Origin of the sequence: Pseudomonas sp. PDM09, from assembly GCF_014852305.1 — a bacterium.
In the GTDB taxonomy this organism is placed as follows: domain Bacteria; phylum Pseudomonadota; class Gammaproteobacteria; order Pseudomonadales; family Pseudomonadaceae; genus Aquipseudomonas.
The window spans coordinates 114163-138425 of the sequence record NZ_JACVBI010000003.1; the positions used below are offsets into that span (position 1 = coordinate 114163).

General features: G+C 60.6%; 18 protein-coding genes and 1 pseudogene. 8 read left to right on the plus strand and 11 right to left on the minus strand.

Annotated elements, in window-relative coordinates:
- Positions 1-10 precede the first annotated feature (10 nt).
- From gcvP to arcD (IB250_RS09290), 8 genes are all read right to left on the minus strand, one after another.
- The gene (gcvP, locus tag IB250_RS09255) at positions 11-2878 is read right to left on the minus strand and encodes an aminomethyl-transferring glycine dehydrogenase (protein WP_192343876.1); all 2868 of its coding nucleotides are present in this window, start codon (positions 2876-2878) and stop codon (positions 11-13) included.
- Positions 2879-2889: 11 nt separating this feature from the next.
- Positions 2890-3264, minus strand: a complete 375-nt coding sequence (gene gcvH, locus IB250_RS09260) for a glycine cleavage system protein GcvH (RefSeq protein ID WP_192343877.1) — start codon at positions 3262-3264, stop codon at positions 2890-2892.
- 430 nt (positions 3265-3694) lie between these two features.
- Positions 3695-5203 (minus strand): sigma-54-dependent transcriptional regulator, encoded by a 1509-nt coding sequence (locus IB250_RS09265; RefSeq protein ID WP_192343878.1) that lies wholly within the window; start codon positions 5201-5203, stop codon positions 3695-3697.
- 207 nt (positions 5204-5410) lie between these two features.
- Complete coding sequence (locus IB250_RS09270) at positions 5411-5773, minus strand: DUF5064 family protein (RefSeq protein WP_123495482.1); 363 nt, start codon at positions 5771-5773, stop codon at positions 5411-5413.
- 12 nt (positions 5774-5785) lie between these two features.
- The gene (arcC, locus tag IB250_RS09275) at positions 5786-6715 is read right to left on the minus strand and encodes a carbamate kinase (protein ID WP_192343879.1); all 930 of its coding nucleotides are present in this window, start codon (positions 6713-6715) and stop codon (positions 5786-5788) included.
- A 191-nt stretch (positions 6716-6906) separates the two neighbouring features.
- Positions 6907-7917, minus strand: coding sequence for an ornithine carbamoyltransferase (locus tag IB250_RS09280; protein ID WP_123495477.1), 1011 nt, complete (start codon positions 7915-7917; stop codon positions 6907-6909).
- Positions 7918-7986: 69 nt separating this feature from the next.
- Positions 7987-9243: an arginine deiminase gene (gene arcA / locus IB250_RS09285; RefSeq protein WP_123495475.1), complete on the minus strand. Its 1257-nt coding sequence runs from the start codon at positions 9241-9243 to the stop codon at positions 7987-7989.
- Positions 9244-9278: 35 nt separating this feature from the next.
- Positions 9279-10706 carry an arginine-ornithine antiporter gene (gene arcD / locus IB250_RS09290; protein WP_192343880.1) on the minus strand — a complete coding sequence of 476 codons (1428 nt, stop codon included), beginning with the start codon at positions 10704-10706 and terminating at the stop codon, positions 9279-9281.
- A 446-nt stretch (positions 10707-11152) separates the two neighbouring features.
- On the opposite strand from arcD (IB250_RS09290), the gene arcD (IB250_RS09295) reads away from it, so the two are divergent.
- Positions 11153-12580, plus strand: coding sequence for an arginine-ornithine antiporter (arcD, locus tag IB250_RS09295; RefSeq protein WP_192343881.1), 1428 nt, complete (start codon positions 11153-11155; stop codon positions 12578-12580).
- A gap of 60 nt (positions 12581-12640) precedes the next feature.
- Positions 12641-12748: pseudogene (locus tag IB250_RS28675) on the plus strand (DNA-3-methyladenine glycosylase 2 family protein); the annotation flags it as partial.
- A gap of 125 nt (positions 12749-12873) precedes the next feature.
- On the opposite strand, the gene IB250_RS09300 reads toward IB250_RS28675, so the two are convergent.
- The 3 genes from IB250_RS09300 to gap all read right to left on the minus strand — a co-directional run bounded on the left by IB250_RS09300 (position 12874) and on the right by gap (position 15953).
- Positions 12874-14205, minus strand: coding sequence for a CoA transferase (locus tag IB250_RS09300; protein WP_192343882.1), 1332 nt, complete (start codon positions 14203-14205; stop codon positions 12874-12876).
- 194 nt (positions 14206-14399) lie between these two features.
- Positions 14400-14864: a methylglyoxal synthase gene (locus tag IB250_RS09305; RefSeq protein WP_123495468.1), complete on the minus strand. Its 465-nt coding sequence runs from the start codon at positions 14862-14864 to the stop codon at positions 14400-14402.
- An 87-nt stretch (positions 14865-14951) separates the two neighbouring features.
- Positions 14952-15953 carry a type I glyceraldehyde-3-phosphate dehydrogenase gene (gene gap, locus IB250_RS09310; protein WP_008013978.1) on the minus strand — a complete coding sequence of 334 codons (1002 nt, stop codon included), beginning with the start codon at positions 15951-15953 and terminating at the stop codon, positions 14952-14954.
- A gap of 219 nt (positions 15954-16172) precedes the next feature.
- On the opposite strand from gap, the gene edd reads away from it, so the two are divergent.
- From edd to IB250_RS09340, 6 genes are all read left to right on the plus strand, one after another.
- The gene (edd, locus tag IB250_RS09315; RefSeq protein ID WP_192343883.1) at positions 16173-17999 is read left to right on the plus strand and encodes a phosphogluconate dehydratase; all 1827 of its coding nucleotides are present in this window, start codon (positions 16173-16175) and stop codon (positions 17997-17999) included.
- Positions 17996-18955, plus strand: a complete 960-nt coding sequence (locus IB250_RS09320; protein ID WP_192343884.1) for a glucokinase — start codon at positions 17996-17998, stop codon at positions 18953-18955. Before edd ends, IB250_RS09320 begins: the two co-directional genes overlap by 4 nt.
- A 177-nt stretch (positions 18956-19132) precedes the next feature.
- Positions 19133-19864 carry a response regulator gene (locus tag IB250_RS09325; protein WP_008006907.1) on the plus strand — a complete coding sequence of 244 codons (732 nt, stop codon included), beginning with the start codon at positions 19133-19135 and terminating at the stop codon, positions 19862-19864.
- Between the two features lie 31 nt (positions 19865-19895).
- Positions 19896-21323: an ATP-binding protein gene (locus IB250_RS09330; RefSeq protein WP_371317148.1), complete on the plus strand. Its 1428-nt coding sequence runs from the start codon at positions 19896-19898 to the stop codon at positions 21321-21323.
- Between the two features lie 227 nt (positions 21324-21550).
- A complete protein-coding gene (locus IB250_RS09335; RefSeq protein WP_192343886.1) occupies positions 21551-22810 on the plus strand; it encodes an AGE family epimerase/isomerase in 1260 nt (419 codons plus the stop codon).
- A gap of 129 nt (positions 22811-22939) precedes the next feature.
- Positions 22940-24247 carry an ABC transporter substrate-binding protein gene (locus IB250_RS09340; protein ID WP_192343887.1) on the plus strand — a complete coding sequence of 436 codons (1308 nt, stop codon included), beginning with the start codon at positions 22940-22942 and terminating at the stop codon, positions 24245-24247.
- The last annotated feature ends 16 nt before the right edge of the window (positions 24248-24263 follow it).

Genomic DNA, 24263 nt, shown 5'->3' on the forward strand with positions numbered 1-24263 from the left:
CCTCCATAGATCAAGCGTAGCTTTCGATCGACGGGCAGGCGCAGACCAGGTTGCGATCGCCGAAGACGTTGTCGACGCGACCGACCGGTGGCCAGTACTTGCCTTCGATCAGCGACGCTACCGGATACACCGCTTGCTCGCGGCTGTACGGGTGAGTCCACTCACCGACGATTTCCGCGGCGGTGTGTGGCGCGTTTTTCAGCGGGTTGTCGTCCTTGTCCAGCGTGCCGTTTTCCACCGCGCGGATTTCTTCGCGGATGCGGATCATGGCGTCGCAGAAGCGATCCAGTTCCTCCTTGGATTCGCTTTCGGTCGGCTCGATCATCAACGTGCCGGCTACCGGGAACGACATGGTCGGGGCGTGGAAGCCGAAGTCGATCAGGCGCTTGGCGACGTCATCGACGCTGATGCCGCTGCTGTCTTTCAACGGACGCAGGTCGAGGATGCATTCATGCGCCACCAGACCGTTGCTGCCGGTGTACAGCACTGGGTAGTGCTCTTCGAGGCGACGGGAAATGTAGTTGGCGTTCAGGATCGCCAGTTGCGAGGCACGCTTGAGACCCGCGCCACCCATCATTCGAATGTACATCCAGGTGATCGGCAGAATGCTCGCGCTGCCGAACGGTGCCGCGCAGACCGCGCCTTCTTTGCGTTCCATCTGCGCGTGGCCCGGCAGGAACGGCGTCAGGTGCGACTTGACGCCAATCGGGCCGACGCCCGGGCCGCCACCGCCGTGGGGGATGCAGAAGGTTTTGTGCAGGTTCAGGTGGGACACGTCGCCCCCGAACTTGCCCGGTGCGCAGAGGCCGACCATCGCGTTCATGTTGGCGCCGTCGATGTACACCTGGCCGCCGTTGTCGTGAATGATGCCGCAGATTTCGCGGATGCCTTCTTCGAACACGCCGTGGGTGGACGGGTAGGTGATCATCAGCGCAGCGAGGTGTTCGCGGTGCTCGATGGCCTTGGCGCGCAGGTCTTCGATGTCGACGTTGCCGCGGGCATCGCACGCGGTCACGACCACACGCATGCCGGCCATGTTAGCGGTGGCCGGGTTAGTGCCGTGGGCGGACGACGGGATCAGGCAGATGTCGCGACGGTCTTCGCCACGGCTCTGGTGGTAGGCGCGGATCGCCAGCAGGCCAGCGTATTCACCTTGGGAGCCGGCGTTCGGTTGCAGGGAGATCGAGTCGTAACCGGTGGCGGCGCAGAGCATCGCTTCCAGTTCATCGGTCAACTGCTGATAGCCGGCGCTTTGCTCGGCCGGGGCGAACGGGTGCAGGGCTCCGAATTCAGCCCAGGTGACCGGGATCATTTCGCTGGCGGCGTTGAGTTTCATGGTGCAGGAACCCAGCGGGATCATGGTGCGATCCAGGGCCAGGTCCTTGTCGGCGAGCTTGCGCAGGTAGCGCATCAGCTCGGTTTCCGAGTGATAACGGTTGAACACCGGGTGGCTGAGGATCGGCGATTGGCGAACCAGCGCAGCCGGGAGGGTGCTGTCGACCGAGGTGGCGAGGGTGGCGAAGTCCGGCAGGGTTTTGCCGTCGGCCAGCACGCTCCACAGGGTTTCAACGTCAGCTTGCGACGTGGTTTCGTCCAGCGACAGGCCCAGACGTTCAGCATCGACGACGCGCAGGTTGATCTGCTGAGCACGCGCCTGGTCGTGCAGCTTGGCGGTGTTAACGCCGGTTTTAATTGTCAGCGTGTCGAAGAAGTTGGCTTGCTCGACGGTCAGACCCAATGCGCTCAAGCCTTTGGCGAGGATCGCGGTCAGGTGATGAATGCGCTGGGCGATCTGCGTCAGGCCTTTCGGGCCGTGGTACACGGCGTACATGCTGGCAATGTTGGCCAGCAGAACCTGGGCGGTGCAGATGTTGCTGGTGGCTTTCTCGCGGCGGATATGTTGCTCGCGGGTCTGCATGGCCAGGCGCAGGGCCGGCTTGCCGAAACGGTCCACGGAAACGCCGACCAGACGGCCTGGCATGTCACGCTTGAACGCGTCTTTGGTGGAGAAGTAGGCCGCGTGCGGGCCACCGAAACCCAGCGGCACGCCGAAGCGTTGCGCGCTGCCGATGGCCACGTCGGCGCCGAATTCGCCTGGCGGAGTCAGCACGGTCAGGGCCAGCAGGTCAGCCGCGACGGCGACCAGCGCGTTGGCGGCGTGGAAACGCTCGGTCAGTTCGCGGTAGTCGAACACATCACCGTTGCTGGCCGGGTATTGCAGCAAAGCGCCGAAGAACGCGCTGACGTCGGTCAATTCGCGCTCGTCGCCGACCACCACGTCGATGCCCAACGGCTCGGCGCGGGTGCGCAGCACGTCGAGGGTTTGCGGGTGGCAATGCACCGAGGCGAAGAACGCGTGACTGCCTTTGTTCTTGCTCAGGCGTTTGCAGAAGGTCATGGCTTCGGCAGCGGCGGTGGCTTCGTCGAGCAGCGAGGCGTTGGCGATCGGCAGGCCGGTGAGGTCGCTGATCAGGGTCTGGAAGTTCAGCAGCGCTTCGAGACGGCCTTGGGAAATTTCTGGCTGGTACGGAGTGTAAGCGGTGTACCAGGCCGGGTTTTCCAGCAGGTTGCGCAGGATCGGCGACGGCGTGTGAGTGCCGTAGTAGCCCTGACCGATGTAGGTCTTGAACAGCTGGTTTTTGCCGGCGATGGATTTGATCAGCGCCAGGGCATCCGCTTCACTCAGGCCGTCTTCCAGGCCGAGGACGCTGGTGCCTTTGATGCTCTCGGGAATGACGCTGGCGCTCAGGGCTTCCAGGGAGTCGAAACCGAGGCTGTTGAGCATGGCTTGCTCATCACCGGCACGCGGGCCGATGTGGCGGGCGATGAATTCGTTGGCGGTGCTGACATTTACAGAAACAGGAAGTACTTGAGTCATGTCGGCGCTCCTCAGGCTTGGGCAATCAGACGGTCGTAAGCGTCTTGATCCAGCAGTTGGCCGACAGCCGAGGCGTCGGTTGGCTTGAAGCGGAAGAACCAGCCTTCGCCCAGCGGATCTTCGTTGACCAGTTCAGGGCTGCTGTCCAGCGCCGGGTTCACTTCCAGCACTTCACCGTCGAGTGGCATATACACGCTGCTGGCGGCTTTTACCGATTCCACGGTGGCGGCTTCAGCGCCTTTGTCGTAGGACTGCAGCTCAGGCAGTTGTACGAAAACCACGTCGCCCAGGGCGTTTTGTGCGAAAGCGGTGATGCCGACGGTGACGGTGCCGTCAGCTTCGGTGCGCAGCCATTCGTGATCTTCAGTAAAACGCAACTCGCTCATGGAAACTCCTAAGGGGGCCAGACTCGTCTGGTGGACGCGATTGAATGCTCGGCAATGCCGTACTTTATGGATGGTTACTAAGCAAAAACGCGGCCAATGTTATTTATTCTTTATAAATCAATAAGTTATTTGTTTTTGCGGAAGAGGGAGAAGGGCTCGCTGTAGCGAAATCGCTACAGCACAGACTGAAGAAAAAAGCTGAGGTGGATCAAAGCCTTGCACAGCGGCGATCAGGAGAGGGTGTATCGATATCATTCCACTGTAGCGCTTTCAGTACAGATGGAGGTCGTTTTTGAATTCTGTTTTGAAGGGGATGCAATACGTGTGGGAGCGGGCTTGCTCGCGAAAGCGGTATAACACTCAACATGAATGTTGACTGACACTCCGCCTTCGCGAGCAAGCCCGCTCCCACATTTGACCGAGTGATGTTTTAAGGCTTATTGGGTATGCCGTACTTACGCAACCGATGGGCGATCGCGGTATGGGAGGTTTGCAGGCGGCTGGCCAGTTGGCGGGTCGAGGGGTAGCTGACGTAGAGCTTTTCCAGCAGGGTTTTCTCGAACTCTTCCATGGCCTGTTCGAGGCTGTCGACCTCGCGGTCGCTCTGGCGCGCCACGGAGGTGCCAGCGATGTCGAGGTCGCCGATGTCCACCAGGCTGCTTTCGCAAATCGCCGCGGCGCGGAAGATTACGTTCTGCAATTGCCGCACGTTCCCCGGCCAGCGATTGTCTAGCAGCGCCGGATAAGTGCCCGGCGCAAGGCGACAGACCGGGCGCTGGATCTGCGCGCAGGCCTGCTGCATGAAGTAGCGTGCCAGCAGCAGAATGTCCTGGCCCCGTTCGCGCAACGGCGGGACTTCGACATTCAGCACGTTGAGGCGATAAAACAGGTCTTCGCGGAAGGTACCTTCACTGACCATTTTTTCCAGATCGCGGTGAGTCGCGCTGAGGATCCGCACATTGACCTTCACTTCGCGATCGCCACCAACCCGTCGGAAGCTGCCGTCGTTGAGAAAGCGCAGCAGTTTCGCCTGCAAATACGGCGACATTTCACCGATCTCGTCGAGAAATACCGTGCCCTGGTTGGCCAGTTCCATCAGCCCCGGTTTACCGCCCCGTTGCGCGCCGGTGAAGGCACCGGGGGCATAGCCGAACAGCTCGCTTTCGGCGAGGTTTTCTGGCAATGCCGCGCAGTTCAAGGCCAGGAACGGCGAACCGTGGCGGGCGCTGATGGCGTGGCAGGCGCGGGCCACCAGTTCTTTACCGGTGCCGGTCTCGCCCTGGATCAGCAACGGTGCATCGAGGGCCGCAACCCGTTGGGCGCGAGCCTTGAGCGTACGAATCGCCGGGGATTCGCCGAGCAGGGCATCGAAGCCTTCGGCGTGATCGTGGTGCAGCGCCGAGAGGCGTTCGCCGATGCGGTTCGGTTGATACAGGGTCAGCAGCGCGCCGGCGTCGGTTATCGGCGTGGCGTCCAGCAGCAGGGTCTGGCCGTTGACGGTGATCTCCCGCAGCGGCAGGCGGAAGCCGTTTTCCAGCAACGTGTCGAGCAGCGCCGGGTCGGCAAACAGCTCGCTGATACTTTCACCCGCCGGTTCGCGGCCGTACAGGGCAATCAGTGCCGGGTTAGCCAGCAGCACCTTGCCAGCGCTGTCCAGAGCCAACACCGGGTCGGTCATGGCGGCGAGCAACGCATCGAGCTGCAAGTGACGGCGCTGGCCGGGAAGGATGTCGACCACCGTCACCGCTTGCACGCCGCGCACGCTGAACAGTGCGTCGCGTAGCTCTTCGAGCACTGCCGGGCTCAAGGTCGGGGCGTCGATGTAGACGTTGGGCGGGACCATTTCCACCGCATCCAGATTGAGATTGCGCCCACCGAGCAGGGCCAGGACTTCCTGGGTGATGCCGACGCGGTCGATGAAGCTGACGTGGATACGCATGGGGCGGTTGGGTTCTGGAGTGCGAAGGGTGGCAAGTATGCCTTGGGGCGGGCCAATGGTGAAATCCTGCGCAGGACTTCAGGGCTACACCGAACCAATGTGGGAGCGGGCTTGCTCGCGAAAGCGGTATAGCAGGCAACATTTAGTCGACTGACACTCCGCCTTCGCGAGCAAGCCCGCTCCCACAGGTTCAGCGTTCATCCAGGGTTATTCGAAGTTCTCGAGGTTTACCGGGTCGCCGGATTTCATATCCAACTGCTTCCGGATGTCTTCAAACATTAAATCGTAATGCTTGTGAACCGAGCCGATCTGGCTGTGTGTCTTCGGGATTCCGTACTTCTCGGCGATTTTCGTCACGTTGTTGGCGAAGTTGTAAGCCTCCTCCTTGGGCAGAAAGAAGGTCTCCGTCATGTCTTTTCCCTGCATGCTGCCGTGCATGGTGAACAGAATCCCTTTGCCTTTCTTGGGATCCTGCGAGACTTCATAGTCGAGGTGCACGTTGTAGTTGACATCATCCGGGGTCAGCGCGTGGCGCTCGATGTGCAGATGACCGGGCTCAAACGTTGCCATTGACGTCTCTCCTTACAAGTAAGTTATGCCAGGTGTCGCCGTACTGATACGCGTGCCGGCCTTGCCCTGGACGATCGCTTCGATGTCCGAGAGTGAACCGATCACCGCGGTTTTTCCAGTATGGCGGGCGAACTCGCAGGCCGCCTGGACCTTCGGTCCCATGGAGCCGGCGGCGAAGCCGAGTTTTTCCATCTCATCGGGGTGGGCCTGGGCGATGGCTTTCTGGGTGGGTTTGCCGAAGTCGATGAACGCCGCATTGACGTCGGTGGCGATCACCAACAGATCGCTTTCAAGCTGTTCGGCCAGCAGCGCCGAGCACAGGTCCTTGTCGATCACCGCTTCCACGCCTTGCAGTTTGCCGCTGGCGCCATACATCGTCGGGATGCCACCACCGCCCGCGCAGATCACGATGCTGCCTTTTTCCAGCAGCCACTTGATGGGGCGGATTTCGAAGATGCGTTTAGGTTTCGGGCTGGCCACCACGCGACGGAACTTGTCGCCGTCCGGCGCAATCGCCCAGCCTTTCTCGGCGGCGAGTTTTTCCGCTTCGGCCTTGGTATAGACCGGGCCGATGGGTTTGCTCGGATGCTGGAACGCCGGATCGTTGGGGTCGACTTCGACCTGGGTCAGCAGGGTGGCGAACGGGACTTCGAAGTCCAGCAGGTTGCCCAGTTCCTGTTCGATGATGTAGCCGATCATGCCTTCGGTTTCGGCACCCAGCACGTCCAGCGGGTAAGCGGACACCTGGGTGTAGGCCGCCGCTTGCAGCGACAGCAGGCCGACTTGCGGACCATTGCCGTGGGCGATCACCAGTTGGTTGCCGGGATGGACCTTGGCGATCTGTTCGGTGGCGATCCGGATGTTGGTGCGCTGGTTGTCCGCGGTCATGGGTTCACCCCGGCGGAGCAGGGCGTTACCGCCCAGAGCAACGACGATACGCATAATTCAGTCCTTTCAGAGAGGGAGCGAACAACACGATGATCGTTCCCTCGCTGATCGTTCCCACGGTCCCCGTGGGAATGCCGCCCGGGACGCTCTGCGTCCCATGTGACGCGGAGCGTCACCGGATGCATTCCCACGCAGAGCGTGGGAACGATCAGCGGAGAGCGTAGGAACGATCACCGCGTCAGTCTTTAAATATCCGCCAGCGCCGACACCAGAATCGCCTTGATGGTGTGCATGCGGTTTTCCGCTTGCTCGAAGGCGATGTTGGCCGGCGATTCGAAGACGTCTTCGGTCACTTCGACGCCGTTGGCCAGGTGCGGATAGCGCGCGGCAATGTCTTTGCCGACCTTGGTTTCGCTGTTGTGGAACGCCGGCAGGCAGTGCATGAATTTCACGCGCGGGTTGCCCGAGGCCTTCATCATCTCGGCGTTGACCTGGTAGGGCAGCAGTTGCTCAATGCGCTCGTCCCACGCCTCCACCGGCTCGCCCATCGACACCCAGATGTCGGTGTGGATGAAGTCCACGCCCTTGACCGCTTCCTTCGGGTCTTCGGTGATGGTGATGCGCGCGCCGCTTTCCTCGGCGAAGGCTTTGCACTGATCGATGAAGTCCTGATGTGGCCACAGCGCTTTCGGTGCGGCGATGCGCACGTCCATGCCGAGTTTGGCGCCGATCATCAGCAGCGAATTGCCCATGTTGTAGCGGGCATCGCCGAGGTAGGCGTAGCTGATGTCGTGCAACGGCTTGTCGCTGTGTTCACGCATGGTCAGGGTGTCGGCGATCATTTGCGTCGGGTGGAATTCAGCGGTCAAACCGTTGAACACCGGCACGCCGGCGAACTTCGCCAGTTCTTCGACAATTTCCTGTTCGAAGCCACGGTACTCGATGGCGTCGAACATCCGCCCCAGCACGCGGGCGGTGTCTTTCATGCTTTCCTTATGGCCGATCTGCGACGACACCGGGTCGATGTAAGTGACGTGGGCGCCCTGGTCATGGGCCGCGACTTCGAAGGCGCAGCGGGTGCGGGTCGAGGTTTTTTCGAAGATCAGCGCGATGTTTTTGCCTTGCAGGTGCGGACGCTCGGTGCCGGTGTACTTGGCGCGTTTGAGGTCACGGGACAGGTCCAGCAGGTAATTGAGCTCGCGAGTGGTGTGGTGCATCAAACTCAGCAGGCTGCGGTTGCGCATGTTGAAAGCCATGATTGGATCTCCTTGGGTATCGGTTATCCCCCGGGCCGCGCTGGATAAGCGGCGGCCAGGGTTTGAGAGTTAATAGTCGATAGGGTCACGGATGATCGGGCAGGTCATGCAGTGGCCGCCGCCACGCCCGCGACCGAGTTCACCGGCGCTGATGGTGATGACCTCCACACCGGCCTTGCGCAGCAGGGTGTTGGTGTAGGTGTTGCGGTCGTAACCGATCACCACCCCGGGTTCCACGGCCACCACGTTGTTACCGTCGTCCCATTGCTCGCGTTCGGCGGCGAAGGCGTTGCCACCGGTTTCCACCACGCGCAGCGCTTTGAGGTTGAGGGCCTTGGCCACGGTGTCGAGGAAGCTGGTTTCTTCGCGGCGAACGTCGACGCCGCCCGGTTTGCTTTCGTCAGGGCGCACACTGAAGGCGACGATCTGGCTCACCACTTCCGGGAAAATGGTCACAAGGTCGCGGTCGCAGAAGCTGAACACGGTGTCCAGGTGCATCGCGGCGCGGGACTTCGGCAGGCCGGCGACGATCACCCGCTCGACGGCTTTGTTCTTGAACAGGTTGACCGCCAATTGGCCGATGGCCTGGCGGGATGAACGCTCGCCCATGCCGATCAGCACCACGCCGTTGCCGATCGGCATCACGTCGCCGCCCTCAAGGGTGGCGCTGCCATGGTCCTGATCCGGGTCGCCGTACCAGATCTGGAAGTCGGCGTTGGTGAACTGTGGATGGAATTTGTAGATGGCGGTGGTCAGCAGGGTTTCCTGACGGCGCGCCGGCCAGTACATCGGGTTGAGCGTCACGCCGCCGTAGATCCAGCAGGTGGTGTCACGGGTGAACTGGGTGTTGGGCAGCGGCGGCAGAATGAAGCTGGAGTGACCGAGAAATTCGCGGAACATCTGGATGGTCTTGCCACCAAAGCTGTCCGGCAGGTCATCGGCCGAGACACCGCCAATCAGAAACTCGGCGATCTTGCGCGGCTCCAGGCTACGCAGCCAGGATGCGGTTTCATTGACCAGACCCAAGCCCACCGAATTGGCGGTGATCTTGCGCTCCAGGATCCAGTCCAGCGCTTCAGGAATCGCAACGATGTCGGTCAACAGGTTGTGCATTTCCAGCACATCGACGTTGCGCTCGCGCATTTTGGTGACGAAGTCGAAATGGTCACGCTTGGCTTGAGCCACCCACAGCACATCGTCGAAAAGCAGTTCATCGCAGTTGTTCGGGGTCAGCCGCTGGTGGGCCAGGCCGGGGGAGCAAACCATGACTTTACGCAGTTTGCCGGCTTCGGAATGGACGCCGTACTTAACTTTTTCGGTGGTCATTACAGTGATCCTCCAGATGACAAATGGGTCAGGTGTTACAGGGTCAGGAAGCCGTCATACAGCCCGTAAGCCGCCACCAGGGCGCCCACGACGACCGCTGCGAAAATCAGCTTCTCGACGTTGGTGAAAACCGGTTTGTTGACTTCAAGCTTGGCCTTGGCGAACAGGACCGCGCCGGGCGCATAGAGCAAGGCGGAGAGCAGCAGGTATTTGACGCCGCCGGCATAGATCAGCCAGACCGCGTAGGTCAACGCGATGGCGCCGATGAACAGGTCTTTCCTGCGCTCGGCCGCAGCGTTTTCATAACTCTCGCCGCGCACCGCCAACAGCAGCGCGTACGCCGCCGACCACAGGTACGGCACCAGAATCATCGACGTGGCGAGGTAGATCAGCGACAGGTAAGTGCTGGCCGAGAACAGCGTGATGATCAGGAACAGCTGGACCATGGCATTGGTCAGCCACAGCGCATTGACCGGCACATGGTTGGCGTTTTCGCGGCGCAAAAAGGCCGGCATGGTGTGGTCCTTGGCGGCGGCGAACATGATCTCCGCACACAGCAACACCCACGACAGCAGCGCACCGAGCAAGGAGATGATCAGGCCGACGCTGATCAGCACCGCCCCCCAATGACCGACCACGTGTTCCAGCACCGCGGCCATGGACGGATTCTGCAGTTTGGCCAATTCCGGTTGGGTCATGATGCCCAGCGACAGCACGTTCACCAGCACCAGGAACAGCAGCACGGTGATGAAACCGATGACGGTGGCTTTACCCACGTCGCTGCGTTTTTCCGCACGGGCCGAGAAGATGCTCGCGCCTTCGATGCCGATGAACACCCAGACGGTGACCAGCATCATCTTGCGCACCTGGTTCATCACACTGCCCAGGTCAGGGTTTTTCAGGCCCCAGATGTCGGCGGTGAAGATGTCCAGTTTGAACGCGAACACGGCGATCAGCACGAACAGCAGCAACGGTACGACCTTGGCGACGGTGGTCACCAGGTTGATGAACGCCGCTTCCTTGATGCCCCGCAGCACGAGGAAATGTACGCCCCAGAGCAACACAGACGCGCCGATCACGGCAGCAACCGTGTTGCCTTCGCCGAAGATCGGAAAGAAGTAACCGAGGGTGCTGAACAACAGAACGAAGTAACCAACGTTACCCAGCCAGGCACTGATCCAGTAACCCCAGGCGGAGGAGAAACCCATGTAGTCGCCGAAACCGGCCTTGGCGTAGGCGTAAACACCGCCGTCAAGATCTGGCTTGCGATTGGCCAGGGTCTGGAACACGAAGGCCAGGGTCAACATACCGACGGCGGTAATTGCCCAACCGATAAGAACGGCGCCCACGTCGGCACTGGCGGCCATGTTCTGGGGCAGCGAGAAAATCCCGCCACCGATCATCGAGCCGACCACCAGCGCAACCAGGGCGCCAAGTTTCAGTTTTCCTGGGGATTCAGACATTGCATGACTCCAGTGCAGGAGAAAGAGAGAAAACAGATTAATTTCGTTTGCTTTTCAATCATCTGACTTGGATCAATGCATGATCACATTCCATTGTTAATTAATGACTTATGTCGTTTTTATAGGCGTAAGGTTATTGCCGGAAGAGCTCTTTCCAGAGGCCTCGGCTGACGGTTGTAGAAACAAAGCGCATCGATTGAAGTTTAGACGCTAGTTTGTTTTTATGTTTTGGCAAGTGATCAGTTCTGATTTTGGAGTGATATGGATTTATTCGAATATACAGACAAAACTGCGATTTCCAGTCAGCGCGTTAGCGTGATCAGCTATAAGTAAAAGACAGAGGTTGGCGTTAATGGATAAACGTTATTACGCTTTATCTATTTAGTTAAAACTAACAATGTGACGGTCTCGCGGTGATAGTCGCGGCGGGAAATGGAGACGCCCGAATGCCGCAACCGACGCAAAAGCTTCGCCTGAGTGCGCTGATCGCTTTGGTGGTGGGATCGATGATTGGCGGTGGGATTTTTTCCTTACCGCAAAACATGGCAGCGCGTGCCGATGCCGGGGCGATATTGATTGGTTGGGCGATTACTGCTGTGGGCATGCTGACTCTGGCCTTCGTCTTTCAGACCCTGGCCAATCGCAAGCCGGAACTGGACTCCGGGGTGTACGCCTACGCCAAGGCAGGTTTCGGCGATTACATGGGTTTCTCGTCGGCCTGGGGATACTGGATGAGTGCCTGGCTGGGCAACGTCGGTTATTTCGTCTTGCTGTTCAGCACCCTCGGTTATTTCTTTCCGGCCTTTGGCCAGGGAAACACACCCATCGCCATCGGCTGCGCGTCGGTGCTGCTGTGGGCGGTGCATTTTCTGGTGCTGCGCGGAATCAAGGAAGCGGCGTTCATCAATCAACTGACCACCGTGGCCAAGATCGTGCCGCTGATCATGTTCATCGTCATCGCCGCCGTGGCCTTCAAGGCGGACATCTTCACCCGCGACATCTGGGGTCGCAGCAACCCGAATTTCGGCGGCGTGATGGACCAGGTGCGCAACATGATGCTGGTCACCGTGTTCGTCTTCATCGGCATCGAAGGCGCCAGCGTGTATTCGGCGAGGGCGCAGAAACGTTCGGACGTGGGCCGGGCGACGGTCATCGGTTTTATCGGTGTGTTGGCGCTGCTGGTGCTGGTGAACCTGTTGTCGCTCGGCATCATGAGCCAACCGCAATTGGCTACCTTGCAGAACCCGTCGCTGGCGGCGGTGCTGGCACATATCGTCGGCCCTTGGGGCGCGCTGCTGATCAGCATCGGCCTGGCTATTTCACTATTGGGAGCTTTGCTGTCCTGGGCGTTGCTGTGCGCCGAAATCCTTTTCGCCACCGCGAAAGACAAGACGATGCCAGCCTTCCTGAAAAAAGAGAACGCCAACCATGTGCCGGTCAACGCACTGTGGCTGACCAACGTGATGATCCAGATTTTTCTGTTGATCACGCTGTTTTCCGCCGGTACTTACACCAGCCTGATCTACCTCGCCTCGTCGATGATTCTGGTGCCGTATCTGTGGTCGGCGGCGTATGCGGTGTTGTTGAGCGGGCGAGGAGAAACCTATGAGCATGCTTCGGCCGAGCGCACGAAAGACTTGCTGATCGGTGGCATTGCCCTGTGTTACGCGGTTTGGTTGTTGTATGCCGGTGGCGTGAAATACCTGCTGCTCTCGGCGTTGTTGTATGCACCGGGGGTGATTCTGTTTGCCCAGGCCAAGCGGGAGCAGGGCAAACCGCTGTTTACGTCGGTGGAGAAGGGGATTTTCAGCTGTGTGGTTGCCGGGGCGGGGTTGGCAGCCTATGGGTTGTACAGCGGGTTACTGTCGTTGTGAGGTTGTTGCTGGCGTAACAGCCTTGCGGCTGTTGCGGGGGATGGATGCGTTTCCGGGTGGGGGCTGACGGCTCGGGAATTTTGGGTGCGGACCGAGGCTTGGCGGCCCTATCGAGGGTATGCGGCGCAGGTGCTTTGGACATCGCTGAGCCGGCCGGATTTGAGCTGAGCTGAGCTGTGTAGTGAACCTACGGGCCCCTTCGCGAGCAAGCCCGCTCCCACATGTGATCGCATTCCTCCAGGGAAACCCGGTCAACTGTGGGAGCGGGCTTGCTCGCGAAGGGGCCCGAACAGTCACCACCACTGCGCGCGATGGGAACCCAATTCCCCGGCCGGCAGCGCCCACTGTAGCGGTGTCCCGGTGATTTTCAGCGGCACATGAAGCCGATGCGCCGGCCCCCAAGGCGTCTGTTCAACCAACATCCCTTGATCGCTTTGATCCTCCACCCGCAATGCCTCATCGGTCCCTGCACCCTGTTCAATCAGCAACCTGGCGGTCCGCGCCAACGACAACCTGGCCGACCCGCCACGTCCCAATAACGTGATCGCCGCCGCTGCCATCAAATACCCGGTGGCGTGATCAAGCGCCTGCACCGGCAGCGGTGTCGGCTGGCTCGCTTTCTTCCACTGCATCCCCGCTTCGGCAATCCCGCTGCTCATCTGTACCAAACTGTCGAACCCTCGACGGTTCTGCCAAGGGCCGCTCCAACCGTAGGCGTTGAGGCACACATCAATCAGGCCCGGCGCCAGTTTTTGCCGCACGGCGACGCCGTAGCCCAACCTTTCCAATGCATCGGCGCGGTAGCCGTGGAGCAGGATATCGGCGTCCTTGAGCAGGCATTCGAACACCGCACGATCAGTCTTGTCGTGCAGATCCAGGCGCGCACAGCGTTTGCCCAAAGTGACTTCCGGCACCACGCCCGGTTCGTTCCAGGTCGGTGGGTCGATGCGCAACACATCGGCGCCGAGGCCGGCGAGAAAACGGCTGGCGATGGGGCCGGCCAACACGCGGGTCAAATCCAGCACCTTGATGCCCGCCAGCGGTTGCGCCACCGAACCCCGCCACGGCTTTGCATTTTCGCCGCTGTCGGCGCTGAACTGAATCAACGGCTCGGCATTCACCGCCAAACCTTGGGGATGCGCTTGCCATTGCGCCCAGCTGCGCATTTCGGCCGCGCAACCACCAGCATCGACTACGGCCTGTTCCAGATCGCTTTTGGCCCATTGCGCAACCTTGCTCGCCATCGCGGCGCGGTCGGCACACGCGCCGAGCACGCTTTCAGCGGCGGCCCGGTGATGAGGTGCGTTGGTATGCAGGCGGATCCAGCCGTCCTTGGTCGCATAGTCGCCGGCGATCGCATCCCACAACGGTGGAACGCTCCAGCCCACGGGGCGGATCGACGTCGCGAACCAGAACGATGCCAGGCGCCGGTCGACTTCAAGAGTGGGCAAACGGCCGGTGTGTTGTTGCAGCCATTCACTGACAGCCTGACCGGCAGCGGCAATGCTGGCGCAGGCAAGGTCGGTGACGGCAAACGCCGAGGGCAGGGCGCCCCTCGAGGTGAACGGGATGGGTGTGTGGGGCAAGCCGAGTGCGGCTTGAATGGACGTGAGTAAATCAGTCATCGAAGGCCCTCCGGAGCGAGAGCCCGAGCATAGATCAAAAAACTGGCGGGTCGGATGAAATCCTGTGGGAGCGAGCCTGCTCGCGATAGCGGTCTTTCAGTCGACATCATGGTGAATGTCAGTCCGTCATCGCGAGCAGGCTCGCACACAGGGGATTATGTGTCAGGAGGGTATCGAGAGTGATTCCGGGCGCTTTACCCGCGCCCTAGCAAATAGGTCGCGTAATCCGGAATGCGGTGTTCGTGAGCCTGATCCATCAACGGACTGCTGAGCAGGTAATCGGCGCTGCACTCGTTGCAGGCCACCGGGATGTTCCACACCGCCGCGACCCGTAGCAGCGCCTTGATGTCCGGGTCGTGGGGTTGCGGTTCGAACGGGTCCCAGAAGAACACCAGCATGTCGACCCGCTGCTCGGCGATTCGCGCGCCCAGTTGCTGATCGCCGCCCAGCGGACCGCTGATCATGCTTTCCACCGGCAGGTCGAGGCGTTGTTGCAACAACAACCCCGTCGTGCCGGTAGCGACCAGTTCATGTTGCGCGAGTTTGTTTTTTTGCCGCTCAGCCCAGTCGAGCAAAAATACCTTGCAGTGGTCGTGGGCAACCAGGGCAATACGCTTGCGCGCTGCCAGGGTTTTTTGCGTAAAGCTGATACCGATCATTGCTTGCTTCTCCAGACGAGAATGCGCCTGGGACGACGCATTTTTCGGCGTTTTCACATACCTGCGTCGACATAGGTGTCGAGCCGTTTATTCTGCGTTGCAGAGCGCCAGGCAGTTATCGAGCATGCGGTTGGAGAAGCCCCATTCGTTGTCGTACCAGGCCAGCACTTTGAGCAGCTTGCCGCTGGACTTGGTGTGGTTGGCGTCGAAGATCGACGACAGCGGGTTGTGGTTGAAGTCGCTGGAAACCAGCGGCAGGGTGTTGTAGCCGAGAATCTTCGAGTGCTGGCTGGCTTGTTTGAGCATCGCGTTGACTTCATCGGCCGACGCTTCGCGCTTGAGCTGCACGGTCAGGTCCACCAGCGACACGTTGATCACCGGAACACGCACCGCCATGCCGGTCAGTTTGCCCGCCAGTTCCGGCAGCACCAGGCCCACCGCTTCAGCGGCGCCGGTCTTGCTCGGGATCATGTTCTGGGTGGCGGAACGGGCACGGTACGGGTCGGTGTGGTAGACGTCGGTCAGGTTCTGGTCGTTGGTGTAGGCATGGATGGTGGTCATCAGGCCGCTTTCGATGCCCAGCTCGCGGTGCAGCACCTGGGCCACCGGGGCCAGGCAGTTGGTGGTGCACGAGGCGTTGGAAATGATCTGGTGCGATTGGCGCAGAATGTCGTGGTTAACCCCATAAACCACGGTGGCGTCGGCGCCTTTGGCCGGGGCCGAGATAATCACTTTGCGCGCGCCGGCCGTAATATGCGCGGCGGCTTTGGCACGGTCGGTGAACAGACCGGTGCATTCGAACACGACGTCGACCTTTTCCGCGGCCCAGGGCAGTTCGGCCGGGTTGCGAATGGCGCTGACCGAAATACGGTCGCCGTTGACGGTCAGGCTTTCCTGATCGTGCTGGACATCGGCATCGAATGTGCCGTGAACGGTGTCGTACTTGAGCAGATGAGCATTCATCGAGCTGTCGCCCAGGTCGTTGATCGCTACGATCTGCAGATCCTGACGATAGCCTTGGGTATACAGTGCGCGCAGGACATTACGGCCGATACGGCCAAAACCATTGATTGCAATTCGAAGAGTCATTTACAGCGCCGCCGTCGTTTTGTTGTTGGAATTACAAGATTATTCGCAAAAAAATAGAAAACAAGCCTTTTTAGTGGCAATATTTTGTTTTATCTACAACGAGTGACCTGAATCAACTGGTCCGAATGATCAAGAAAACCGTCTGTCACCCCGATCACAGCGGTGCTTGGTCAGCATAGACAATCAGGTCGCCACATCCGTTAGCCTGGAGTTCTACACATGCATCCCCGCGTCCTTGAGGTCACCGAACGGCTTATCGCCCGCAGCCGCGCCACGCGTGAGGCTTACCTTGCATTGATCCGCGGCGCCGCCAGCGACGGCCCGATGCGCGGCAAGCTGCAATGCGCCAACTTCGCCCATGGCGTAGCCGGGTGTGGCAGCGACGACAAGCACAGCCTGCGGATGATGAACTCCGCCAACATCGCCATCGTTTCGTCATATAACGACATGCTCTCGGCGCACCAGCCGTACGAAGTCTTTCCTGAACAGATCAAAAAAGCCCTGCGCGAAATCGGCTCCGTCGGCCAGTTCGCCGGTGGCACCCCCGCGATGTGCGATGGCGTGACCCAGGGCGAACCGGGCATGGAACTGAGCCTGCCGAGCCGAGAAGTGATCGCGCTGTCCACCGCTGTAGCGCTGTCCCACAACATGTTCGACGGCGCGTTGATGCTCGGCATCTGCGACAAGATCGTGCCGGGCCTGATGATGGGCGCGTTGCGTTTCGGTCATCTGCCGACGATTTTCGTGCCGGGCGGGCCGATGGTGTCGGGCATCTCCAACAAGCAGAAAGCCGATGTGCGTCAGCGCTACGCCGAAGGCAAGGCGACGCGCGAAGAGCTGCTGGAATCGGAGATGAAGTCCTATCACAGCCCTGGCACCTGCACTTTCTACGGCACTGCCAACACCAACCAGTTGCTGATGGAAGTCATGGGCCTGCACTTGCCGGGCGCCTCTTTCGTCAACCCGAACACCCCGTTGCGTGATGCCCTGACCCGCGAAGCGGCGCACCAGGTCACCCGCTTGACCAAGCAGAACGGCGACTTCATGCCGATCGGCGAAATCGTCGACGAGCGTTCGCTGGTCAACTCCATCGTGGCCCTGCACGCCACAGGCGGCTCGACCAACCACACCCTGCACATGCCAGCCATCGCCATGGCCGCGGGCATCCAGTTGACCTGGCAGGACATGGCCGACCTCTCCGAGGTGGTGCCGACCCTGAGCCACGTGTACCCGAACGGCAAAGCCGACATCAACCACTTCCAGGCGGCGGGCGGCATGTCGTTCCTGATCCGCGAACTGCTGGAAGCCGGCCTGCTTCACGAAAACGTCAACACGGTGCTGGGCCACGGCCTGAGCCGCTACACCAAGGAACCGTTCCTCGATAACGGCGAACTGGTCTGGCGCGAAGGTCCGATCGAAAGCCTCGACGAAAACATCCTGCGTCCGGTCGCTCGCGCATTCTCGGCAGAGGGTGGCTTGCGGGTGATGGAAGGCAACCTTGGCCGTGGCGTGATGAAGGTCTCGGCAGTCGCGCTGGAAAACCAGGTCGTCGAAGCGCCAGCCATGGTGTTCCAGGACCAACAGGACCTGGCCGATGCGTTCAAGGCCGGTTTGCTGGAGAAGGATTTTGTCGCGGTGATGCGCTTCCAGGGGCCGCGTTCCAACGGTATGCCGGAACTGCACAAGATGACGCCGTTCCTCGGCGTGTTGCAGGATCGCGGTTTCAAAGTCGCGTTGGTGACTGACGGGCGTATGTCCGGCGCCTCGGGGAAAATCCCGGCGGCGATCCACGTCAGCCCCGAAGCTTATGTGGGCGGCGCTTTGGCGCGAGTGCAAGAGGGCGATATCATCCGCGTCGATGGCGTCAAAGGCACCCTGGAGCTTAAGGTGGACGCCGAAGAATTCGCAGCGCGCGAACCTGCCAAGGGTCTGTTGGGCAACAACATTGGCAGCGGTCGCGAACTGTTTGGTTTCATGCGCATGGCCTTCAGCTCCGCAGAGCAAGGCGCCAGCGCCTTTACTTCTGCCCTGGAGACGCTTAATTGAAACTGGCTCTGGTCGGTGACATCGGTGGCACCAACGCACGTTTCGCGTTGTGGAAGAACCAGCAGCTGGAATCGGTCCAGGTGCTGGCGACGGCAGACCACGCCAGCCCGGAAGAGGCGATTGCGCTCTACCTGAGCGGGCTCGGTCTGGCGCCGGGTTCGATCGGTTCGGTGTGCCTGTCGGTGGCGGGCCCTGTGAGTGGCGATGAATTCAAGTTCACCAACAATCACTGGCGGCTCAGTCGCCAAGGGTTCTGCAAGACCTTGCAGGTGGATCAACTGCTGTTGATCAACGATTTTTCGGCGATGGCCCTGGGCATGACCCGCTTGCAACCGGGCGAATTTCGGGTGGTCTGCGAAGGCACGCCGGAACCGTTGCGGCCAGCGGTGGTGATCGGCCCGGGCACAGGCCTGGGCGTGGGCACGTTGCTCGATCTGGGCGAGGGCCGTTTTGCCCCGCTGCCGGGGGAGGGCGGTCACGTCGACCTGCCACTGAGCAGCCCGCGAGAAACCCAACTGTGGCAACAGATCTTCAATGAGATCGGCCATGTCAGCGCTGAAACCGCGTTGAGCGGCAGTGGTTTGCCGCGGGTCTACCGGGCGATCTGCGCAGTGGACGGTCACACGCCTGTGCTCGACACGCCTGAGGCGATCACAAAGGCCGGGCTGGCGGGCGATCCGATTGCCCTGGAAGTGCTCGAGCAGTTCTGCTGCTGGCTCGGTCGCGTGGCTGGCAACAACGTCCTGACCACCGGGGCGCGCGGCGGTGTATACATCGTTGGCGGGGTGATTCCACGGTTTGCCGATTTCTTCGTCAAAAGCGGTTTCGCCCGCTGCTTCGCCGACAAGGGCTGCATGAGCGATTACTTCAAAGGCATTCCGGTGTGGCTGGTGACCGCGCCGTATTCCGGGTTGGTGGGCGCGGGTGTGGCGTTGGAGCAATCCATTCCAGCCTGAAATGCAATCCAGTGTGGGAGCGAGCCTGCTCGCGATGACGGAGTGTCAGTCAACAAGTATGTTGAATGTGATGGCCCCATCGCGAGCAGGCTCGCTCCCACAATTGGTTTTGCGGTGTTTGTAGATTTCTTGCTTAAGGCATAATCCAACCAATTCAAACAACAAGGATGCCGCCCCGTGAGCTCAGTCAACAAGTCGATTTTGTTGGTCGATGACGATCAAGAGATACGCGAGTTGCTGGACACCTACCTGACCCGCGCCGGTTTCCAGGTCCGTACCACGCCCGATGGTGCAGGCTTTCGTCAGGCCTTGAACGAGGCGCCGAGCGATCTGGTGATTCTCGACGTGATGCTGCCGGACGAAGACGGGTTCAGCCTCTGCCGCTGGATCCGCCAGCACCCGCGTCAGGCCCATGTGCCAATCATCATGCTCACCGCCAGCTCCGACGAGGCCGACCGCGTCATCGGCCTGGAACTGGGCGCAGACGACTACCTCGGCAAACCCTTCAGCCCCCGTGAATTGCAGGCGCGCATCAAAGCCTTGTTGCGCCGCGCGCAGTTCGGTCAGGAGCGTTCCGGCAGTGAAGTGCTGGCCTTCGATGACTGGCGGCTGGACATGGTCAGCCATCGGCTGTTCCATATCGACGGCGAGGAAGTGATTCTCTCGGGCGCCGATTTCGCGCTGCTGAAACTGTTCCTCGATCACCCCCAGGAAATCCTCGACCGCGACACCATCGGCAACGCCACCCGTGGCCGTGACCTGATGCCGCTCGATCGCATCGTCGACATGGCGGTCAGCCGTTTGCGCCAGCGCCTGCGCGACACCGAAAAGCCGCCACGGCTGATCCGTACCGTGCGTGGCAGTGGCTACCAACTGGCAGCCAACGTGGTTGCCAGCAATGGCCACTGAGTTCCTGCGCAAGCTCGCCGGGCGGGTGCCGGTGCCGCGCTCGCTGCTCGGGCGCATGTTGCTGCTGACCCTGCTGGCGGTGCTGTTCGCCCAGACACTGTCGAGCGTGATCTGGGTGTCGCAATTGCGCGCCACGCAGCTCGAAGGTCTGGTCACCAGTGCTCGCAGCCTGGCCCATTCGATGACGGCCAGCGTCAGTTATTTCCGCTCGTTGCCGGTGGCGTTTCGGCCGCTGGTACTCGATCAGTTGCGCAGCATGGGCGGCACTCGATTCGTGGTGACCCTCAATGACAAACCACTGGGCATGGAAGTGCTGCCGATCACCCCGCGCAAAGCAGCGGTGCTCAAAGCGGTGGACGAAGTGCTGCGTCAGTCGTTGGGCCAGGACACCGACATCTCGGTGACCTTCGTCAGCCCCGAAGACCTGCGGATTTTCAATGGTGGCTTGAAGCTCGATGAGTTGCCGCGCTCCTGGGCGCATTACGCGTTGACCCTGGAGCCGGTGAACCCGCCGGTACTGGTCACGCAAATCCAGATGGCACCGGGGGAATGGCTATACATCGCCTCACTGTTGCCCGAACCCTATACCAGTCTTGAGGAACAAGGCCTGCCGGCGCAGCAGGTCTGGTTCATCGTGCTCACCAGCGGTTTCCTGCTGCTGTTCATCGGTCTGTTGGTGCACTGGCAGAGCCGACCGCTCAAGCGATTGGCGCGGGCGGCGCGGGACATGTCTCTGGGTGCCGAAGTCGAACCGGTGGCCGAGGGCGGCGGCAGTGAAGTGGTGGAAGTGGGTCGCGCCTTCAATGCGATGCGCGAACGTATCAGCCGTTACCTGACTGAACGCAGCCAATTGTTCAGCGCGATTTCCCATGACTTGCGAACGCCGATTACCCGGCTGCGATTGCGGGTGGAATTGCTTGAAGACGAAAAACTGCAAGCCAAGTTCGGCCGTGATCTGGATGAGCTGGAGTTGCTGGTAAAGGGCGCGTTGCAATGCGTGAAAGACACCGACATCCACGAGAACATCGAGCCGGTGGACCTCAACCATGTGCTCGACTGCCTGGTGGAACCGTATCTGGCGCCCAACGGCAACGGTCGCGTGACCCAGCATGGCCGGGCGCTGGCGCCGTATCCCGGCAAGCCGCTGGCGCTCAAGCGTTGCATCGGCAACCTGATCGACAACGCCTTGAAATATGGGCAGAACGCGCATCTGCACATCGATGACGATGAGAGCGCGTTTGTCCTGCATGTCGACGATGAAGGGCCGGGCGTACCTGAGCAGCGGCTGGAGCAGGTGTTCGAACCGCACTTCCGCTTGGCCGGACAGCAGCAGGGTTATGGCTTGGGGCTGGGGATTGCGCGCAACATTGCCCATAGCCATGGCGGTGAAGTCAGCCTGCAAAACCTGCGTGAAGGCGGGTTGCGTGTGACGTTGCAGTTGCCGCGTAGTGTTGATTAGCGGCACCGCGTTATCGTTCTTCGCGAGCAAGCCCGCTCCCACATTGGATTTGTGTACGACGCAGAACCACTGTGGGAGCGGGCTTGCTCGCGAAGGCGTCAGTCCCTTCAATACATCCCTCAAGGCAAATGTCACAGCTCGGTGACATAACTCGCCCCCTTCGTTACCTGCCCGCCATCGCCCGTTGTTTAGACTCCCCCAGTCATAACAACAAAAAAGGTCTTCCCATGGACACCTTCCAACCCGCCTTCAGCAGTTGGCTGAACGCGCCTGCCCATCAGCAATGGCTCGCCGCCGAAGGCCTGCGCCTGCTGGCATTCGCCAAGGCTGCAAAGCTTGCCGAAGGCTTCGGCAATCTCGATGAAAAGGGTCGCCTGGCGGCCAACGCGCAAGCTGAAACCATGAACACCGCGCGCATGACCCACAGCTTCGCCATGGCCCACATCCAGGGCCTGCCGGGTTTCGCCGAGCTGGTGGATCACGGCATCCAGGCCCTCAGCGGGCCGCTGCGTGATGCCGAACACGGCGGCTGGTTCGCCACGCCCGAACACCGTGACGGCAATACCGGCAAAGCCGCTTACCTGCATGCTTTCGTGGCGTTGGCCGCGAGTTCTGCGGTGGTCGCCCAGCGCCCCGGCGCACAAGCGCTGCTGGACGATGCAATCCACATCATCGACAGTCATTTCTGGAGCGAAGAGGAGGGCGCGATGCGCGAATCCTTCAACCGCGACTGGAGCGTCGAGGAAGCCTATCGCGGCGCCAACAGCAACATGCACGCCACCGAAGCCTTTCTCGCCCTGGCCGATGTCACCGAGGACAACCGCTGGCTGATTCGCGCCCAGCGCATCGTCGAGCGCGTCATTCATGATCATGCCGCGGCCAATGATTATCTGGTGATCGAGCATTTCGACCGCGACTGGCAGCCGTTGCGCGACTACAACCACGACAACCCGGCTGACGGATTCCGCCCTTACGGCACCACGCCGGGCCATGGTTTTGAATGGGCGCGGCTGTTGCTGCATCTTGAAGCTGCGCGGGTGCAGGCCGGGATACTTACACCGGGTTGGCTGGCAACCGATGCGCAAAAACTCTTCGAGCACAATTGCCGTCACGGTTGGGGTGTCGACGGAGCGCCGGGGATTGTCTACACCCTCGACTGGGACAATCGCGCAGTGGTTCGTCATCGCCTGCACTGGACGCACGCCGAAGCCAGCGCTGCCGCCAGTACGCTGCTCAAACGCACCGGTGATGAGCAATATGAGCGCTGGTACCGGCTGTTCTGGGAATTCTGTGACAGTCATTTCATTGACCGTTGCGATGGTAGCTGGCATCACGAACTCGATCCGCTGAATCGTCCGAGCGCCGATATCTGGGCCGGTAAACCCGACCTCTATCACGCCTGGCAAGCCGTATTGATCCCACGCCTGCCGCTGGCGCCGAGCATGGCCACTGCGCTGGCGCAGTTGTCCCAGAGCGTTGCTGTGTAACCAGCTATGTAACCATGTGGTGACATTCGCGCGTCCCTTCGTTACCTGCGAAGGGGCATCCCCTGTTTAGAATCCTATGCAGCGCAAGCACCAGACTTGCATGCATAACAACAAGAAAGGTACTACTAGATGAATGCGATTTCTCGCCTCGCTACTGTCATTTCTCTCGCTTCACTGCTTCCTGTTGCTGCATTCCCCGTCAGTGCCCTTGCCGCCGATGCCAAAGGTTCGGTGGAAGTCGTTCACTGGTGGACGTCTGGTGGTGAAAAAGCAGCCGTCGATGTGCTCAAGGCCCAAGTCGAAAAAGACGGTTTCACCTGGAAGGACGGCGCAGTTGCCGGCGGTGGCGGCTCCACGGCCATGACCGTACTCAAAAGCCGCGCCGTGGCCGGTAACCCGCCGGGCGTTGCCCAGATCAAGGGGCCGGACATCCAGGAGTGGGGCAGCACTGGCCTGCTCAGCACCGACACCCTCAAAGAGGTTTCCAAATCCGAAGGCTGGGATAACCTGCTGATCAAGAAAGTCTCCGACACCGTGAAATACGAAGGCGATTACGTCGCCGTGCCGGTGAACATCCACCGCGTCAACTGGCTGTGGATCAACCCGGAAGTCTTCAAGAAAGCCGGGATCGACAAAGCGCCGACCACCCTCGAAGAATTCTATACCGCTGGCGACAAGCTGAAAGCCGCCGGCTTCATTGCGCTTGCCCACGGTGGTCAGCCTTGGCAGGACAGCACCGTGTTTGAAGACGTGGTGCTCTCGGTCATGGGCGCAGACGGTTACAAGAAAGCCCTGGTCGATCTGGATCAGAAAACCCTCTCGGGGCCTGAGATGGCCAAGGCCTTCACCGAGCTGAAAAAAATCACCGGCTACATGGACCCGAACCGCGCCGGTCGTGACTGGAACATCGCTGCCGCCGACGTCATCAACGGCAAGGCCGGCATGCAGATGATGGGCGACTGGGCCAAGAGCGAATGGACCGCCGCGAAGAAAGTCGCGGGCAAGGACTACCAGTGCGTGCCATTCCCTGGCACCGAAAAAGCCTTCACCTACAACATCGACTCGATGGCTGTGTTCAAGCTCAAAGCTGATCGCAAAGGCGACATCGCCGCCCAGCAAGACCTGGCCAAGGTCGCTCTGGGCAAAGACTTCCAGAAAGTCTTCAGCATCAACAAAGGCTCGATCCCGGTGCGTACCGACATGCTTAACGACATGAGCGCGCTGGGCTTCGATTCTTGCGCTCAAGCGTCCGCCAAGGATTTCCTGGCCGACGAGAAGACCGGCGGCCTGCAACCGAGCATGGCGCATAACATGGCCACTTCCCTGGCTGTGCAGGGCGCGATCTTCGATGTGGTCACCAACTTCATGAACGACAAGAACGCTGACCCGGCCAAGGCCAGCGCGCAACTGGCCTCGGCTGTCAAAGCCGCCCAGTAATCCCTGACGCCGCGTG